This is a genomic window from Pradoshia sp. Z4_20, from assembly GCF_058216035.1.
Genome location: NZ_JBZAJD010000010.1, coordinates 17,605 through 35,117, shown reverse-complemented (window position 1 = coordinate 35,117; position 17,513 = coordinate 17,605). Strand labels below are relative to the sequence as shown.

The following is a 17,513-nucleotide window of genomic DNA, read 5'->3' as shown; positions in this document are numbered from 1 at the left end:
CATCCTATATCAACTCCTTCAAATAAACAAAGCTAAAGATGAGAATCCAGATTACGTCAAGGAAATGCCAGTATAGGGAATAGATAAAAGATTTATTGGCTGTTTCTGCCGTAAATCCTTCTCGTATGACTTGAATTAGTATACATAATCCCCAGAATAACCCGAATGTTACGTGGGCTCCATGCGTACCGAGCAGCATGAATAAGCTTGATAAAAATCCGCTTGTTTGCATGGTTGCGCCTTCTTCGATATAGGTCATAAATTCAAAAATCTCTACACCTAGGAAGACAAGACCAAGCAGCATGGTAATAATAAAAAATGTAATCATCGGTTTTTTCAAATTAAGTCTCATACTATGAATAGCTAGCCCGCAAGTAAAGCTACTTGTTAAAAGGACAATCGTTTCAATAATGACGCCTTTAATTTCAAAAATTTCTTTTGCTGTAGGACCATCGCCCGTACCATTAAAGAGGGTATAATAGGTTGCGAATAACATAGAAAACAATGCAATCTCAGCTCCAAGGAATAACCAGAAACCAAAGATTCTTAATTGATTTTGTTCTGTACTGTATTCCAGTGGAAGGGAAGAGTCTATCTTCATAGTTTTTCACCTCGCAGTACTTTTTCAGTTCCTTCTATTTCCTCTACAGAAACATAATAGCCAGGATCTCGTTCAAAGGATTTAGCAGCCATTGTGATAAATACACCAATCCCAAATATAATAGCTGGAATCCACCAACTGAATACTAGGCAAAAACCAGAGAGAAAGAAGAATATACCCATAATGGCTGGTTTTCCTGTATTGCTTGGCATGTGAATAGGCTTTATTTCATCTTCGTAAAGCGGTTCATTATTAATTTTGGAATACCATAAAGGGTCGACGTCCTTAACGTTTGGCATAACCGCAAAATTATAGAATGGTGCCGGACTTGGAATTGACCATTCCAATGTACGTGCATCCCATGGATCCGCATGTTTGTCACGAGGACTTTTGAATGCACTATAGATGATATTATAGATAATTAATCCAAAGCCGATTGCTAACCCTACGGCTCCAATACTTGCAGTGAGATTCAGTGGGCCATAGCCTGTCGCTTCAGAATAGGTATACATCCGGCGCGCCATACCATCCAGACCTAAATAGAATAGAGGCAGGAATGTTACATTAAAGAATATCGCAATCAGCCAAAAACTAATTTTTCCGATTTTTTCATTTAAGCGGAAACCGAAAACTTTCGGGAACCAATAATAAGTACCTGCAACCATTCCAAAGACAGTACCCGGAATTAATACATAATGGAAATGGGCGACTAGGAACATTGTATTATGGTACTGGTAATCCGCACTTGACATTGCGAGCATAACGCCCGTTACACCACCGATTGTAAAAATCGGTATAAAGGCCAGCGAGAATAGCATGGCTGTAGGGAATACAATTTTCCCTTTTCGTAGAGTAAACAGCCAGTTGAAAATCTTAATACCGGTTGGTACAGAAATAGCCATCGTAGCAATCGCAAATATGCTATTAACCGTTGCATTGTGGCCCATTGTATAGAAGTGATGGGTCCATACAAGGAATGATAGCAATGAGATGGCAATCATACTGTAGACCATTGATTTATAGCCGTATAGATTTTTACGTGCGAAAGTAGAAATGACATCGCTGAAAATACCGAAAGCTGGCAATATAACAATGTATACTTCAGGATGTCCCCAAATCCAAAAGTTGTTTGCCCAAAGCATATCCATACCGCCATTGGTGGTTGAGAAAAATTGTGTTCCAAAAAGTCGGTCAAACATCATTTGTGCAAGTGACACAGTAAATGTCGGGAACGCAAACAAAATAATGATACATGTGATTAATGCAGACCAAGTGAACATTGGCATTTTCCAAATAGACATACCCGGAGCTCTCATTTTGATAATGGTTACGATAAAATTAATGCCCGTCATCAATGTACCAAGACCGGATAATTGAAGAGCAATTGCATAATAATTGTGTCCGACAGTCGGACTGAATTCATTACTTGCCAAAGGGAAGTAGGCACTCCAACCTGCATCTGGAGATCCGCCAATAACAAACGATAGATTGTAAAGCATAGCTCCGACAAAGAATAACCAAAAGCTGATAGCGTTGAGTGCCGGAAAGGCAACGTCACGAGCTCCAATTTGTAAAGGAACAACGATATTCATGACTCCCAATACAAATGGCATAGCCATAAAAAGAATCATAATAACTCCGTGAGTAGAGAAAACTTCATTGTAATGCTGTGACTCCAGGAATGTCATATTTGGAGTTGCAAGCTGCAAACGCAGCATTAATGCGTCAACGCCACCGCGAAATAACATAAGGAACGCAGCAAGGATATACATGATCCCAATACGTTTGTGGTCTACTGTAGTTAACCATTCACGCCACAGCCATCCATATCTTTTGGTATAGGTCAGATAGATAATGATTGCCAACATGGCAACAACAATGCTAACCATAGCACCATAGATAAGCGGATCGCCTGTAACAAAGAATTCATCCCATTTCATGGTCTAATCCCCTTTCCTGATTTATTCATGATTATGTTCGTTCGTTTCTGTATCTGTTCCATCTGTAGCATCATCATTGCTTTCATGGAATGGCCATACAGGAGCCGGACTGAAATCAAGGTGTGTGGAAGAGTAAGTGGCTCTGCCCATTACTTCCATATCAAGCAGTTTGTTAAATTCCTTCTCAGTTAAAGGTTCGGCAGTTTTTTGGACCTCATCTACCCAGCTATCAAATTCTTCTGGAGACATGGCTAATGTTTCGAACTCCATTTGTGCAAAGCCTTCTCCACTAAAGTTGGCGTTTCTTCCAAAATAGGAACCTGGTTCGTCTGCAACGATTCGTAATGTAGTTACCATATCGCTCATTGCGTATTTTTGACCTGCCAGCTGGGGAACCCAAAAGCTAGTGATTGGTCCAAAAGAATATAAACGGAATTCAATCTCCCGATCTGTTGGAATGTTGACATAATTGACTGTTTCGATTCCTTCTTCGGGATAGCTGAAATGCCATTTCCAGTTGGAAGAAGATGCATAAATCACTAAAGGCTCTTCGTCTTCATATCCAGCTGGTGTACTTTCCACCTGAAAAGTGGTGATGACCGTAACAACTGAAAGTACGACTACTATAATGATAGGGATGGCAGTCCATATAATTTCAAGCCACTTATTTCCTTTTTCATATGGCGGTACATAGTCTACGGGCTGTTTAGATGCTCGATATTTCACAATCATATAGATAAAAAGAGCGTAAACAACCACTAAAATAAAAGCCATCACGATCATAGAAAAAATAATCGTATCGGATTGAATTTTTGCTTGTGGCCCTTTTGGATTCAGTACCATTAAAGGGTTACAACCTGCCAGTGCGAATATAGCAGCAAAAGACATACTGAATAAAGTCCATTTCTTCTTCATGATAGTCTCCTTTCTTGAAAATTATTTATATTATATAAATAAAGTATTATACTATTATGATAAAATTTAAAATAATGAAAATTCAACTGATAACCCTCGTTTTTAATAAGTTTTTATATGAATTTTTGATATGAAATAGAAGTTATATAGAATATTATATTTTTTTGATATAGTGATGGGAAAGAGAGGGTTAAAAGGTAGGTTTTGGCCTTGGAGTGTTTAAGTGAATGCTGATTCCGATAAAGAATAAATGGGTAAATATAAAAAGAACAAAAAAATAAGCTACCAATCGGGAATCGGTAGCTCGGATAATTGAGTCAATTATTTAGTTTCCGGTGTCCATTGCTTACGGACTTGTTCATAGGCTAACTGTCTGATTTCTGATTCATCAGTGTCTCTTGGTGCAAGGACATTTGTTTGATAGTTTTTCCCCATGAAATCTATTAATACTGTAACATTTACCATATAAATCTACTCCTTTTGTTCGTTTAATCAATAGTTAATAGACGCATTAAATGCATCATTTTTGTTCATCTAAAATTGGTTTTCCAAGGTTTTAGAGTAAAAGTGAAGTGATGTTTTTCTAATGGACGGTATGTTGTTGAGAGGATGAATGTACTATTCCCGTTTTTTGAAAAATATAAACTTAGCAATTGGCAATTGGAATAAATTGAGAGGTTAAAGGAATTATATAATAAAATTGGCAATAATTCCATATGTTTTTTGTTTATAAATAAAAATAAAAAAATTGGAGGGATTTTTTTGTCTGTATTGTTATTTGATCTCGATGGTACATTAGTTGAGACAACGAGATTAAGTATACCTATTATTCATGCGGAAATCAAGAATTATCCACACCTAAAGGTCCCTAATCCTAAAAAGATTCAATCTGCGTTTGGTTTACCTCATAAAGAGTTTTGGGAGCTTTTAACACCTGATGCCACCGAACAGGAAGTAAGAATGATTTCTGAGCGTTCAGAGAAAGAATTACTGGAAAGCTTAAAAACTGAAAATGTACTGCTTCCCTATGCCAGAGAAGTGTTAACTGAACTAAAAAGAAGAGGGCATATTTTATCAACAGCAAGTAATTGTTCAACTGCATATTTAAATGAAATACTAAATTCACAGCAAATTAAAGATTTATTTTATGAGCCTCTGTGTATTGAAAGGGTCGGCGGCCGTAAGAAAAAGGATATTTTGTTAGCGCACTTTCAACATTTAAATAAATCTGATGCTTTTATGATAGGAGATCGTTCGTCTGACATTGAGGCGGCAAAAGCGCATCATGTACCAGCTATAGCTTGTCACTTTGGATATGCTGAGGATGGTGAACTGGAGGATGCGGATTACCATATTTATTGTTTGAAAGATTTATTAGAGATATTCAACTAAACATATATAAATAAAGGGCAGTTTATTACAATACAATTTGCAGTATACATTCGATACGAAAAGCTTAAGAAACTTTAAGCTTTTCGTATATTTAAACTCATAATAATTCTTGAATCATTTCAATCCTGTTTCCAAATGGGTCTCTAAATTCAAATCGTTCAAATCCTGGTATGGGTAAACCCTTTATTAATTGAATATTTTGTTCTTCTAAAACCGTTTTCCAGTATGATAAATCCTCGACTATATAGGCTAAATGAGCTTTTGTTTTTAACCGGTCAATTCCATCTTCCGTACCTACATGTACATCCTGATCTCCAACCGATACCCAAAATCCCCCACGTCCCCTTAGTGAAGCAGGCTTTTCTTTTTCAACCAGACCGAGAATCCTACAATAAAAATGTTTCCCTTCTGTTTCATATCCTTTTGGAATGGTAATCTGAGCATGGTGTAATCCCAAAATCATAAAATCGTCCCCCTTTTGCAATAAACTTTTCACCTTTCATTTTATATCTTCAATTACGAGCTTGGAAATTCGGAGTCATTATCGTTTCTGATAAGCTTTACTTCATGTTTTATAGGTCTTGCCTTCCTAATCTAAAAATATTAAAAAACGCATTGAAATTCGGATGGAATTCAAATGCGTTTCATGGTCAATCTAATATGAGCTTTTTTATTTATTTGAGATTAGTTTTGCCACAGGTGTACTTTTCCATAATCTTTTTGCAGAAGGGAGAATTCCCTTTGCCTGATTGATTGGATAATTAATGGCGCTTTTTTTATATTCAACATCACTCATGATTGCTTGTTGCTTTCCTGTTAAACGATCTGTTTCATGTTTAATGCTATCCGTTTGTTGTTGTATTCGCGTAACAGTTGCTTGTATCTCATTAATTGTAGGTGTTGATTCTTTGAACGTTCGAAAAGCATATATACCGAGATATACAATTGATCCAACGATAATAGCTAAACTAATCCAAACGATGATCATGCACAGTCCTCCTTTGAAATATTCCCTTATCATAACTATATCTTACCCATTATTGAGCGTTTAGTAACTAATGACTTAGAAAGAAAAAGGATTAATAAGTGCTTAAGCGGGTATTGAACCCATATATTAACTTTTAGAGAGGGGATGATGGGAATGGATAAAAAAGTAATTGGTGTTTATGATAATGGTCAGGATGCTGTACGGGAAGTGGAAAGATTACAGAAGCAAGGGTATCAAAAAGAAGATATTTCCGTAGTAGTGAAGGACAAAGAAAAGGCAGATAAAATCACATCTAAGACTAATACAAATGTTGACAGTGGTCTTGCAGCTGGGGCAACTACAGGTGGAATCTTAGGAGGATTAACAGGATTATTGGCAGGTGTCGGTGCACTGATAATCCCTGGTATTGGGCCAATTGTTGCAGCAGGGCCGATTGCTACAACATTGGGAGGAATTGCAGCAGGCGCTGGAGCTGGTGGATTGACCGGTGCGCTGGTTGGATTGGGTATTCCTAAAGATACAGCTGATAAATATGCTACTGATGTAGAAAAGGGGAAGATTCTTATATTAGTCGACTCCGAATCACAAAAGAAATATGCAGCTCGCGATACGTATGAAAGATCTGATGATCCATTAGTGGGAGCGCAGCGCGAAGTGAAAGTAACAATAAATCCAGCCACGGGTGGAGATCCCAATTTAAGAGGAAAAGATAGTTATAAATAATATATCTATAAGTGGAAGTCATCGATTCCTTGATGGCTTCTTTCTTTTTATGCATTGAAAAACGAACCAAGCATCTGCCTGATTCGTTTTAAAATAATTTTGAAATGTAAGTAACAACTTCTCATTTATTAGTATTCGTTTATGTGTGTGATGTAAATTGCCGCGGTTATCTATTCCACTTGGACGTTTTTACTTAGACGATATAAGCCCTACCTCTCTTATATCCTTACGGCTCCGAAGCCGTTCCAGTGTGAATAAGTGTTCCGAAAAACATAAATTGCAGAATGCCATATTTATTTACATATCTATGTGTAAGTCACTACTTTAAAATTATATCTTCTAAGTATATACTTTATAATTTCGTTTGTCAAATATGTTTTTTACAGAACGACGTCCGAAGATAACCACGATACTTGTTTAACCGCTATTTCTCATATACCCAAATAAAAATGATAAAAAACCTGTAGGTTATCTTACTTAGGTAGAAATTGTTCAAAGGAAACACGCATAGGATAGGTCATAAGGAAAAATGGGGAGGTTACATAATTGAGACAACAATCGATGAATGATTTAGTGAAACAAACCCAAAGGGCTATTAATGGAGAGTACAGTGCTATACAGTGTTATGAAAAATTAGCCCGACTAGCACCAACAGAAGATGAACGGCAGCGAATATTGGAAATCAGAGAGGATGAGATTAAACATTTTAAACAACTGGTACTACTATATACAGGCATAACAGGGAGAGATCCAAAGCCAAAACAGACAGAACCTTGTGAGGATGATTATTTACGGGGGCTTGAAGCGGCTTTAAAAGATGAGCAGCGTACCGTGGATTTTTATCTTTCAGTTGCAGACGGAACCATTAATTTAGCGGCAAAGAAGTTGTTTAATCGTGCAGCTAAGGATGAACAACAGCATGCAGTATGGTTTCTTTATTATTATATGAAGAATAAATGAAAAGGGCTAAATTGGAATTAGAACACATAATTTAAAAATGTCCTGCATAAGAGTCCTCCTATTCGGGAATAAGGTAACTGTACTAAACTGAATGGGAGGATGAAATATGAAAGCAGTCACATACCAAGGGGCCAAAAAAATTGAGGTTAAAGAGGTTGAAGATCCGAAGCTTGAAAAGAATGATGATATAATCGTCAGAATTACTTCTACGGCCATATGTGGTTCTGATCTTCATATCTATCAAGGGAATATGCCGATTAGAGAAGGATATATAATTGGACATGAACCAATGGGAATCGTAGAAGAAGTCGGTCCTGAGGTGACAAAAGTCAAAAAAGGCGACCGGGTAGTTATCCCTTTCAACGTATCCTGCGGGCAATGCTATTACTGTCAGCATGAGATGGAAAGTCAATGTGATCATACCGAATCCAATCCACATCAGGATACAGGCGGATATTTTGGATATACAGAGCGATATGGGAATCATCCCGGCGGACAAGCAGAATATTTAAAGGTTCCATTTGCGAACTATATGCCGTTTGTCATACCGGAATCCTGTGAATTAGAGGATGAGTCATTATTATTTATGTCTGATGTTTTGCCTACAGCTCTTTGGAGTGTGGAGCATGCGGGGGTAAAACCGGATGATACTGTGGTCGTACTTGGCTGTGGCCCAATTGGTTTAATGACACAAAAATTTGCTTATATGGCTGGTGCTAAAAGGGTTATAGCTGTTGATCACTTGGATTATCGATTAAAACAAGCTGAGAAAATGAATAAAGTAGAGACGATTAATCTTAATAATTATGATGATACAGGGAGCTATATAAAAGAAATTACACAGGGTGGAGCTGATGTGGTCATCGATTGTGTTGGAATGGATGGTAAGAAATCAGCTATTGAAAAAATTGAGCAAAAACTAAAATTGCAGGGAGGAACGTTAAGTGCTATTCAAATTGCCACGAAGGCGATAAGGAAATTTGGTACTTTGCAGCTTACCGGTGTTTACGGATCTGTTTATAATATGTTCCCGCTAGAGAAATTTTTTTCACGCAATATTACGATGAAGATGGGACAAGCTCCTGTTGTTCATTATATGCCTCGATTATATAAAATGATTGAAGAAGGAAAGCTCGACCCTACTGAAATTGTAACTCATAAGTTACCACTTCTGGACGCAGCGAAAGGGTATTCGTTATTTAATGAACATGAAGATAATTGTACGAAGGTTATATTAAAACCATAACTAAGATAAAACAAAGCATTCCTCCAGCAGTAATAGAATGCTTTGTTTTATTTTAAGGTATAATTTTACATAAAAAGGGAGACTGACATGAAAATTGGAGTGATTGCTGATATTCACGGGAATGAGCCTGCCTTAAAAGCGGTACTATCTAAGCTTGATTGAAGGAGGGATATTGAACATATCTATTGTCTGGGAGATATGATTGGAATCGGACCGAATACCAATGACGTTTTGGATATTCTATTTACAAGAAATGATGTATCCATGATTACGGGAAACCATGATGAAGCGGTTTTAGCACTTCTAAAAGGAGAGGAACATCCACAAAGCCACTCCCATGTAAAAGAGCATCATCAATGGATAGCAGAGAGGATGGATAAGCAATTCATCCGGAAGTTGGAAGGGTTGCCTAGGGCAATCAATTTAACTGTCGAAGGGAATTCAATTTTGTTTATTCATTATCAGATTGAGCCAACGAAGCTAAATGACCATATAAGCCAAGACCCTTTTAGCAGAATTGTTGAACCAAGTCTTAAGAATATAAGGACTTTATTTAAAGGATGGGAAGAAAAGTTAATCTGTTTTGGTCATCATCATCCACTTCATTTCTTCAGAAGTGAACGTACTGTCTTTCTAAATCCAGGCTCTTTAGGTTGCAATTCAAAGCCTACTGCCTAGATATAGCGGGAGACAAGGTGGTTATCTCTAACGAAGATGCTACCTATGATAATACAAAATATTTAGCTTCATATGAACGGCTTCAGGTCCCGGATCGTGATTTTATTCTTAAAATTTTTCATGGCAATCAATTAAAACAATAACTCTTAATTGCTAATCTGAGATTATTAAACAACTCCATTTCTATATCCTAGGTTACTGGAATTATTTCCGACTAATTCCTTGCCTATGCCAAGGCTAAGGCAGGGGGTAAAGAGTATAAAGTAAATAAAAAACCCGTTAACCAGGATGTAAATATCCAAAGCTAACGGGTGTTTAAGGTATAGCGTCGTTACATTAAAATACTTTAGTTGTCCAAGATTCACAGTTCCAAACATCTGTAGCTATGTCCTGATAGAAGTCAGGTTCATGGCTGATCAGTAGAATACTTCCCTTAAAGGCCTTTAATGCGCGTTTTAATTCTTCTTTAGCATCCACATCAAGGTGGTTGGTTGGTTCATCGAGAACAAGTAAATTGTTTTCACGATTGATTAGTTTACATAAACGAACCTTCGCTTTTTCTCCACCGCTAAGTACTTCAACTTTACTTTCAATATGCTTGGTAGTAAGGCCGCACTTCGCCAGAGCAGCACGAATTTCTGCCTGATTATAGGAAGGGAACTCCTGCCAAATTTCTTCGATACAGGTATTATTGGATGTTTGTTTTACTTCTTGTTCAAAATATCCCATATACAAATGTTCGCCAAGCTCAACCTGGCCAGAGATTGGTTTAATTTCACCGAGAATACTTCTGAGCAAGGTAGTTTTTCCAATCCCATTGGCACCGACGAAAGCAATTTTTTGTCCACGCTCCATACGTAAATTTAATGGTCTGGATAGAGGCTCATTATACCCAATGACAAGATCCTTTGTTTCGAATATAAGTTTACCGGATGTACGTGCTTCGCGGAAATGGAATTCTGGTTTCGGTTTTTCTTTCGCCAGTTCAATGATATCCATTTTTTCAAGCTTTTTCTGACGGGACATGGCCATGTTTCGAGTAGATACACGAGCTTTATTACGTGCAACGAAATCCTTGAGGCCGGCAATCTCTTGTTGCTGTCTTTTATAGGCGGCTTCAAGCTGTTGCTTTTTCACCTCATACACTTTCATAAAATCATCATAATTTCCAACATAACGGGTCAATTCCTGGTTCTCCATATGATAAACAAGATTGATAACACTGTTTAAGAATGGAATATCATGTGAAATTAAAATAAAGGCATTTTCATAATTTTGAAGATAACGTTTGAGCCACTCGATATGCTGCTCGTCAAGATAGTTGGTCGGCTCATCTAAAAGTAATATATCGGGTTTTTCAAGTAATAATTTTGCGAGAAGGACTTTTGTACGCTGGCCACCGCTTAAGTCCTGAACATCGCGCTCAAGCCCAATTTCATCGAGGCCCAATCCTCTTGCTATTTCCTCAACCTTTGCATCAATGACATAAAAGTCGTTGTTAGTGAGGACGTCCTGCAGTACACCTGATTCCTCAAGTAAGACTTCTAATTCCTCAGGAGAAGCTTCCCCCATCTTAGCAAAAATTTCGTTCATTTCATTTTCCATATCAAAAAGATACTGAAATGCTGTTTTCAGTACATCGCGTATGGTCATACCTTTTTCAAGAACAGCATGCTGGTCAAGGTAACCAGTACGAACTTTCTTAGACCATTCAACTTTCCCCTCATCAGGCTCCAGCTGTCCGGTTACAATATTCATAAATGTAGACTTTCCTTCCCCATTTGCTCCGACAAGGCCAATATGTTCGCCTTTTAATAAGCGGAAGGAAACTTTGTTAAAAATGGCTCGGTCACCAAAGCCATGGCTTAAATCTTTAACGGATAATATCATTTATCTATACTCCTGCCTCTTAATTGTTTGTAATTAATGGGTCTATACGCATTTAATAGTACAATATTTCACGATAAAAGCATAGATAATCAATTGATTAACAGTAATTGTAAAATTAATGGGTTCATACTTAGAAGGGGCAGTATTTACGAATGCTCACATAAGTTGTATGATGTTTAATGCAACAATTAGAATAATTCGAAAATAGCGAAAAGAGGGTAAGAGAGTATGAAAAAGGGATTGTGGTTATGCAGTATTATGGCCTTGATGCTTGTTATCGTCATGGGTTGTTCATCAAAAGAAGAGACAAAAGAGGAAGTGGGCACTAAAGAATCAACGGATGTAAAAAGTGACTTATTAGATTTCTATCTTTCCATAGTGAATGTGATTAATGGAAGTGATCGTGATTTAAATACCTATGAGGGAGCAGAGAATCCTTCTGTCTTAACAGAGGAAGATAAACAAAAAGCTGCTGCTTCAGCAAATTCTGTTGTGGATGCTTTGGAAGATGTGAAAGTTCCTGATAGTTTAGAAAAATATAGCAAGGATTTTGAAAAGGCTATAAAGACTATTTCTGATTCATATAGAGAAAAAGGAATTCAATTGTCCGGTACAGCTGAACCCAATATGGATAAAGCAAATGAGCACTTTAATGCTGGAAGTGAAAAAGTTAACGATATTTTTAAAGCAGAGGATCTTATCGCGCCTAATTTAGCTGCTGAAGTAAATGGTTAATAAACGCAGGCACCCAGTCGATTGTTTAATCGGTTGTTTTTTTGATTCGCTTGGGAGTGAAAATTCCCAAGCGAATCAGTTTATTTCCTGGATTTAGCGCGTGCATCAGCTGCTTTTGATCTGGCTTGTGCAACGAGATCATCATGATCAGCTAATGCCTCAGAAAATTCTACATCTAATCCGTCAGATTTTATGGAAGGCGGCGTGTTTCCACTTGCCATCCTGTTTCTGCCGTGAAGTAAGTTATGGTTATATCTGCCCATTTTTGATTACCTCCCAAATGAAGAATATCTTCCTGATTAGATTGCAACAAAATCCAAGCCATTATTCTGGTAAATAAAAGGTTAGTTTATGGACGAATTCCTTTAGATCCTGTAAACCCAGCCGCTCGATCTGCTGCTTTAAATTCCCTTTTGTAACGAACTTCTTGAGTAGAGGTCAGGCGATTTTTCATTTGATCTCGCTTTTTCTTATCCATGAACATTCTCCTTTTCAAAGTAGTGTCATTCCTATAATTTCCATAATTAAATGTTTTAATTCATTTTCTAAAATCAAAGAAAGGACTAAGATAAGGATATATGCTACATTAAAAGAGGAGGCGAGCTAACGATGCCACTTATCTCAAAAATTGAACAACAAAAAAAGAATAAAAATCGTTTTAATATATACATAACAGAAGAAGGACAGCCTGAAAGATACGCATTTAGTGTGGATGATGACTTACTTGTCCGCATGCGGCTATCGAAGGGGATGGAAGTCGATGAATTATCCATTATGGAAATTCAGTACCGTGACCATATCCAAAAAGCATTTCAGTCTGCTGTCAATTATCTATCTTATCGTATTCGTTCAGAGCATGAGGTTATTTCCTATTTGAGTGAAAAGGAATGGGAACAGGCGGTTATTGATGAAGTAATTCATAAACTGCGTGAGTATAGATATGTTGACGATGAGGAATATGCGAATGCATTTGTACGAACCCAAATGAATGTCAGTAAAAAAGGACCTGATGTCATCCGGACAGAGCTGCTCAATAAGGGAATCTCAGAAAAGGATCAGCAGACTGCATTAAGTCAGTATACGAATGATTTGCAAAGAGAAAATGCTGAAGAATGGGCCAGTAAGACATTAAAAAAAAGTAAAGGTTCCATGAAAGAAGCAAAACAGAAAACAATCCAATTTCTTGTACGGAAGGGTTTTTCAATGAGCCTGGCCAAATTGGTGACTGAAGAGTTAGCGGTTGATGATAAGAATGCTGAATGGGAAAGTCTTGTAAAAACAGCGACTAAATTTCACAGAAAGTATGCTCAACTGGATGACTATTCGTATAGTCAAAAAATGAAAACAGCTCTATTTAGAAAAGGTTTTGATATGGACTTAATTTCTCGTTTTGTAGAACTGGGCAAAGAGCGAATTGATAACGGAGATTTTGAATTGTACTGAGAGGGGTAAAGAAATGCAGGAGAAAAAATTCAGTGAGATGTCAGAGCATGAGCTTAGACAAACAATCGCAGATTTAAATGAAAAAGCAAGAAAGGCTGAGCAGCTTGGGATGGTTAATGAGTTTGCCGTACATAAAAGGAGAGCCGTTATGGCAAAGGCTTATACATTAGACCCGGCTGATATTATAGTCGGTGAAATGTATGGTATAGATGGAGCGCCTGGAGAATATTTTAAGGTGGAGTATTTAAAAGGTGTGTTTGCCTGGGGGTATCGTCTTCAACAAAATGAAGAAGAAGGGCTGCCTATTTCCTTGCTAATGAAATTAAAATAAAACGAGAAAAAAAGAGCTTTCTGTAGAAAGCTCTTTTTGAATTTATTTAGAATCCCGTTCTCCAGAGGCATGCATTCGCTCCTGTGGACGAGTATTTGTAGTGCCATCTGCTCGTTTTGAAGCATACTCTGGTTTGGCTCGGGGTTCCCCATTAAATTTATTATCATGCTCATAAGGAAAGCCTTTTGCTTTATTTCTCAAGATTCTCTCACCTTTCATTCTGGGATGATGGATGCCTTATTAGTATTCTAAAATGGCTCCCACCCATTCATGAGAAAGCTTTCCTGATTATCCAGTAATCATATTTAGTTTCTTTTGAAGCTTTTCTTCTGTAAAAACCCATCCAGTAAATGAGTTGATAATAGTTAAATCATCATCTAAATGAACGACAGCCACAAAGGGATATCGTCCTCTGCTCCGATAACGTAAATCAATGAATCGGACAATGTGCATTCCCTCCTGATAGTCCATTTCCCATCGGTATACCGGAGAAAAAGATACAAAGGCAGAGAGATTCACATCCTTTAGAGCAGCATCCAGAATTGGACTTTCCGGTAAAGGAATACGATCAAATGTATCGTAAAATTGTATTTCACGATTTTCAGCTACCCCAACATAATATTTATCAGGCGTTGTAACAGCTACCTTCCAGCGGTGATAACGCATGGTTGGGGAAAGCGTAATTCGCCGAGCGTCAGGGATTTGTAAACGAATTCGAGCTTTTAAGCTTCTAGATTCTGTAATCCGAGCGATATAATAACCGATAATAATTACATACATTATTAAGAATATAGTTCCTGGATTAAAGCCGAATGTCCATAAAATAAGACCTACAATATGAATTCCAAAGATAAAGGGATCAAATGTATTAATAATCCCGAGCGCGACCCATCTTGAGGACAGGGGGCTTAGAGCCTGTGTACCATAGGCATTAAATATATCTACAAATACATGCAAAAATACAGCGAAAAAGGTCCACAACCATAAATGTAAGGTATTCGCTTCAGGAATAATAAGGGCAATAAGAGCCGTAATTAATATAGGCCAGAGAATTACAAATGGTATGGAATGTGTCCTTCCGCGATGATTGCGTATATATACTGCATTATTTTTCATTTTTAGAACTGTATCTATATCAGGTGCCTGGGAACCAAGGATTGTACCGATCATAACGGCCGTTGCTGTTCCTGTGTGGGAGGCGACCTCAGGATCCAAGGTGGCTAACCCGCCAAGTGCTATACCCATTACAAGATGAGTACCGGTATCCATAATACATCCTCCTTTTCTACTGACTTATAAAGGAAACCACTATTTTTATCCAATATTAATTACTTTTCATACCAGTCATGTTGTTTTAAAATGAAGGGAATCAAAAAATCATGGGTAAACCTACTCAGTATGATTACTTAATTTATTCCCTATTCCATTAATTTTTAACATAAACAGGAGGAAACGTGAAGACACTTGTAAGTTGCAATATAGAACAATTCAGAAAAGATCTTATAGATTGGTTTATTCAGGAACAAAGACAGCTCCCATGGCGATTAAATAAAGATCCCTATCGTGTCTGGGTTTCTGAAATTATGCTTCAGCAAACTCGTGTTGATACTGTTATTCCTTATTACGAACGTTTTATGGAATGGTTTCCGACGCTTGATGATTTTGCTGATGCTGATGAGGAAAAATATTTAAAAGCATGGGAAGGTCTAGGCTACTATTCTCGGGTTCGTAATTTGCATAGTGCAGTTAAAGAGGTAAAGGAAAACTACGGCGGAATTGTGCCAAACACTCCTGAAGAAATTAAAAAATTAAAAGGTGTCGGTCCATACACTGCCGGTGCAATATTAAGCATTGCTTATGGTGTTCCGGAGCCTGCAGTTGATGGAAATGTCATGAGAGTCATTTCCAGGATATTAGAAATATATGATGACATAGCAAAGCCTGCCACCCGCAAACTATTTGAGTCAGCTGTACGTGAATTAATTGATCCCGAACATACGTCAGAATTTAATCAGGCATTGATGGAACTTGGCGCTCTTATATGTGTTCCCGGTAAACCTGCATGCTTATTATGTCCGGTAAGAGAGCACTGCTGGGCATTTGATAAAGGAATCCAACAGGAGCTTCCGGTAAAAACGAAAGCTAAAAAGACCAAAATTGTTCATTTATCGGCAATTGTGATAAACGATGAAAGTGGAAGAATCCTGATTAGGAAGCGGCCGGAGACAGGTCTTCTCGCGGGATTGTGGGAATTCCCAAGCTATGAAACAACAGGAGATGTTAAAGTACTTAAAGAAATGGTTGCGGAACAGAATCAAGTTGAATTAAATCAATTAACTCCAATCGGTCATATCAATCATGTATTTTCACATTTGACATGGGAAATTGATATCTATACAGCCACTGTGAATAATTTGGAGAACTTTAAAAGCAATACACATAAATTAGCATATGTGAAAGATCATGATTTTCAACAGTATGCTTTACCTGTATCTCATCAAAAAATTTATGAAACATATGTATTTAATGGTTAAAAAATAACCCGGCATCAGCTACCTGCGAAAAGATAATAATCTTCAGGTATAGCTGATGCCGGTTCTATTTTAATTAATCGTAGGAAACACGCGTTCCTTTTGTCCAGGTTGCTTCCTGTCTCTTCAGGCCGCCTCTTCTTTCAATTTCCTCAATAATTTCTCTTTGAATGGTATGTCCCTCTATATTTAAATAGGGCATAATCTGCTGAAATGAATGATGGTAAAATTCCAGTTCATCTTCCTTCCATTCACTTTTAGGAATCATGGATAACTCTGACATATCTCTTCCTACAAACATAATAAAGCCTCCTCTTTTCCTGTTTTAAATTTCTATATAGGATGCCGCTATATAGTGAAGCAAAAACAAGGAAAAAAATAGAAACACTCTTTTTGTATATGAAAACCTCTGTTGGATACATTAATAGGTGTGGAGGTGATATTAATGGCTAACAACAGTTCAAAAACAAATGCAAATCAAGTGAGACAACAAAACGCACAATCTGCAGGTCAAAGCCAAGGTCAATTTGGTTCTGAATTTGCAAGTGAAACTGATGTGCAATCTGTGAAACAAGCAAACGCGAAAGCAGAGAAAAACAAAGCTAAAAACTCCGGTAACTCCGGACAACAATAATGTAAAACCTTTAATTAAAGCACTTGCCCGTAGCGGGCGAGTGCTTTTTAACGGCTCGACAAAACCTCTTAGAAGGCTACAGAAAAAGTCAAAGGTATTTTCTGCTTATTAGAGAAATGTATTATTATACTGATTTTGGGTGGTGTAGAGCATGAAGAGTTTTGAAGAGTTAGTTAATGAACAAATGGTCATTATGGATAAGCTTTTACATATGCAAACAGAACTTGACCGTTATATGGAGCTAGAGGAGGAACTGAGGAATCGAAAGAATGATGAAGATTTACTATGTGTCCAGGACGATATAAGTGAGATGAAAAGAGAATTAGATACAATCCAAACGATATTTATGCAATTAACAGAAAAAGTGATTGAAAGCTATCAGTCAAAATCTGCCCCGAAACTATAAAATATAAATACAATTCATCATTATTTAGGGCATCTCTATAGGTGTTCTTTTATTTTTATTCTCCGCTTCTGTTTCCTTCATTCATTATGACTCATGTTTG

General features: G+C 37.3%; 24 protein-coding genes. 12 read left to right on the top strand and 12 right to left on the bottom strand.

Annotated features, from left to right (window positions below):
* Positions 1-4: 4 nt before the first annotated feature.
* The 4 genes from qoxC to AC4BHP_RS16880 all read right to left on the bottom strand — a co-directional run bounded on the left by qoxC (position 5) and on the right by AC4BHP_RS16880 (position 3,921).
* Entirely contained in the window at positions 5-601 is a 597-nt protein-coding gene (gene qoxC, locus AC4BHP_RS16895; protein WP_139892674.1) for a cytochrome aa3 quinol oxidase subunit III, read from the bottom strand.
* Positions 598-2,541, bottom strand: a complete 1,944-nt coding sequence (gene qoxB, locus AC4BHP_RS16890) for a cytochrome aa3 quinol oxidase subunit I (RefSeq protein WP_140462192.1) — start codon at positions 2,539-2,541, stop codon at positions 598-600. Before qoxB ends, qoxC begins: the two co-directional genes overlap by 4 nt.
* A gap of 21 nt (positions 2,542-2,562) precedes the next feature.
* Entirely contained in the window at positions 2,563-3,456 is an 894-nt protein-coding gene (qoxA, locus tag AC4BHP_RS16885; RefSeq protein ID WP_066107965.1) for a cytochrome aa3 quinol oxidase subunit II, read from the bottom strand.
* 321 nt (positions 3,457-3,777) lie between these two features.
* Entirely contained in the window at positions 3,778-3,921 is a 144-nt protein-coding gene (locus AC4BHP_RS16880) for a BA3454 family stress response protein (protein ID WP_066107964.1), read from the bottom strand.
* Between the two features lie 297 nt (positions 3,922-4,218).
* Between AC4BHP_RS16880 and AC4BHP_RS16875 the strand changes: the two genes are divergently transcribed.
* A complete protein-coding gene (locus AC4BHP_RS16875; protein ID WP_066107961.1) occupies positions 4,219-4,848 on the top strand; it encodes an HAD family hydrolase in 630 nt (209 codons plus the stop codon).
* Between the two features lie 97 nt (positions 4,849-4,945).
* Here the strand turns inward: AC4BHP_RS16875 and AC4BHP_RS16870 are convergent, their stop codons facing one another.
* On the bottom strand, positions 4,946-5,311 hold the full coding sequence (locus AC4BHP_RS16870; RefSeq protein ID WP_066107959.1) for a VOC family protein: 366 nt from the start codon (positions 5,309-5,311) through the stop codon (positions 4,946-4,948).
* Between the two features lie 207 nt (positions 5,312-5,518).
* Positions 5,519-5,836, bottom strand: a complete 318-nt coding sequence (locus AC4BHP_RS16865) for a DUF948 domain-containing protein (RefSeq protein WP_066107955.1) — start codon at positions 5,834-5,836, stop codon at positions 5,519-5,521.
* Positions 5,837-5,989: 153 nt separating this feature from the next.
* Here AC4BHP_RS16865 and AC4BHP_RS16860 point away from each other — a divergent pair, with 153 nt between their 5' ends.
* The 5 genes from AC4BHP_RS16860 to AC4BHP_RS16840 all read left to right on the top strand — a co-directional run bounded on the left by AC4BHP_RS16860 (position 5,990) and on the right by AC4BHP_RS16840 (position 9,586).
* Complete coding sequence (locus AC4BHP_RS16860; protein ID WP_225983649.1) at positions 5,990-6,559, top strand: general stress protein; 570 nt, start codon at positions 5,990-5,992, stop codon at positions 6,557-6,559.
* A gap of 561 nt (positions 6,560-7,120) precedes the next feature.
* Entirely contained in the window at positions 7,121-7,519 is a 399-nt protein-coding gene (locus AC4BHP_RS16855) for a ferritin-like domain-containing protein (RefSeq protein WP_066108539.1), read from the top strand.
* Positions 7,520-7,625: 106 nt separating this feature from the next.
* Positions 7,626-8,765, top strand: a complete 1,140-nt coding sequence (locus AC4BHP_RS16850; protein ID WP_066107947.1) for a zinc-dependent alcohol dehydrogenase — start codon at positions 7,626-7,628, stop codon at positions 8,763-8,765.
* 198 nt (positions 8,766-8,963) lie between these two features.
* Positions 8,964-9,443, top strand: a complete 480-nt coding sequence (locus tag AC4BHP_RS16845; protein ID WP_139892670.1) for a metallophosphoesterase family protein — start codon at positions 8,964-8,966, stop codon at positions 9,441-9,443.
* A gap of 17 nt (positions 9,444-9,460) precedes the next feature.
* Positions 9,461-9,586, top strand: a complete 126-nt coding sequence (locus AC4BHP_RS16840; protein ID WP_258188260.1) for a hypothetical protein — start codon at positions 9,461-9,463, stop codon at positions 9,584-9,586.
* Positions 9,587-9,779: 193 nt separating this feature from the next.
* Here AC4BHP_RS16840 and AC4BHP_RS16835 read toward each other — a convergent pair whose 3' ends face one another.
* Positions 9,780-11,333, bottom strand: a complete 1,554-nt coding sequence (locus AC4BHP_RS16835) for an ABC-F family ATP-binding cassette domain-containing protein (protein WP_139892669.1) — start codon at positions 11,331-11,333, stop codon at positions 9,780-9,782.
* A gap of 228 nt (positions 11,334-11,561) precedes the next feature.
* Between AC4BHP_RS16835 and AC4BHP_RS16830 the strand changes: the two genes are divergently transcribed.
* On the top strand, positions 11,562-12,068 hold the full coding sequence (locus AC4BHP_RS16830) for a hypothetical protein (protein ID WP_490553469.1): 507 nt from the start codon (positions 11,562-11,564) through the stop codon (positions 12,066-12,068).
* A gap of 80 nt (positions 12,069-12,148) precedes the next feature.
* Here AC4BHP_RS16830 and AC4BHP_RS16825 read toward each other — a convergent pair whose 3' ends face one another.
* Both AC4BHP_RS16825 and AC4BHP_RS16820 read right to left on the bottom strand, forming a co-directional pair.
* On the bottom strand, positions 12,149-12,331 hold the full coding sequence (locus AC4BHP_RS16825) for a YfhD family protein (RefSeq protein WP_139892667.1): 183 nt from the start codon (positions 12,329-12,331) through the stop codon (positions 12,149-12,151).
* Positions 12,332-12,417: 86 nt separating this feature from the next.
* Entirely contained in the window at positions 12,418-12,546 is a 129-nt protein-coding gene (locus AC4BHP_RS16820) for a YfhE family protein (RefSeq protein WP_139892666.1), read from the bottom strand.
* Positions 12,547-12,677: 131 nt separating this feature from the next.
* Here AC4BHP_RS16820 and recX point away from each other — a divergent pair, with 131 nt between their 5' ends.
* Both recX and AC4BHP_RS16810 read left to right on the top strand, forming a co-directional pair.
* Complete coding sequence (gene recX / locus AC4BHP_RS16815) at positions 12,678-13,511, top strand: recombination regulator RecX (protein ID WP_139892665.1); 834 nt, start codon at positions 12,678-12,680, stop codon at positions 13,509-13,511.
* A gap of 13 nt (positions 13,512-13,524) precedes the next feature.
* Positions 13,525-13,842: a YfhH family protein gene (locus AC4BHP_RS16810; protein ID WP_066107926.1), complete on the top strand. Its 318-nt coding sequence runs from the start codon at positions 13,525-13,527 to the stop codon at positions 13,840-13,842.
* Between the two features lie 42 nt (positions 13,843-13,884).
* Here AC4BHP_RS16810 and AC4BHP_RS16805 read toward each other — a convergent pair whose 3' ends face one another.
* Together AC4BHP_RS16805 and AC4BHP_RS16800 are read right to left on the bottom strand one after the other, a co-directional pair.
* Positions 13,885-14,046 carry a small, acid-soluble spore protein K gene (locus AC4BHP_RS16805; RefSeq protein ID WP_306821562.1) on the bottom strand — a complete coding sequence of 54 codons (162 nt, stop codon included), beginning with the start codon at positions 14,044-14,046 and terminating at the stop codon, positions 13,885-13,887.
* 84 nt (positions 14,047-14,130) lie between these two features.
* A complete protein-coding gene (locus AC4BHP_RS16800; protein WP_139892663.1) occupies positions 14,131-15,111 on the bottom strand; it encodes a metal-dependent hydrolase in 981 nt (326 codons plus the stop codon).
* A 185-nt stretch (positions 15,112-15,296) separates the two neighbouring features.
* On the opposite strand from AC4BHP_RS16800, the gene mutY reads away from it, so the two are divergent.
* Positions 15,297-16,376, top strand: coding sequence for an A/G-specific adenine glycosylase (gene mutY, locus AC4BHP_RS16795; protein ID WP_148631060.1), 1,080 nt, complete (start codon positions 15,297-15,299; stop codon positions 16,374-16,376).
* A gap of 73 nt (positions 16,377-16,449) precedes the next feature.
* Here the strand turns inward: mutY and AC4BHP_RS16790 are convergent, their stop codons facing one another.
* Complete coding sequence (locus AC4BHP_RS16790; RefSeq protein WP_066107915.1) at positions 16,450-16,674, bottom strand: mother cell protein YfhS; 225 nt, start codon at positions 16,672-16,674, stop codon at positions 16,450-16,452.
* Positions 16,675-16,812: 138 nt separating this feature from the next.
* Between AC4BHP_RS16790 and AC4BHP_RS16785 the strand changes: the two genes are divergently transcribed.
* Positions 16,813-17,007 (top strand): gamma-type small acid-soluble spore protein, encoded by a 195-nt coding sequence (locus tag AC4BHP_RS16785; protein WP_225983705.1) that lies wholly within the window; start codon positions 16,813-16,815, stop codon positions 17,005-17,007.
* Positions 17,008-17,158: 151 nt separating this feature from the next.
* A complete protein-coding gene (locus AC4BHP_RS16780; protein ID WP_066107909.1) occupies positions 17,159-17,413 on the top strand; it encodes a YgaB family protein in 255 nt (84 codons plus the stop codon).
* The last annotated feature ends 100 nt before the right edge of the window (positions 17,414-17,513 follow it).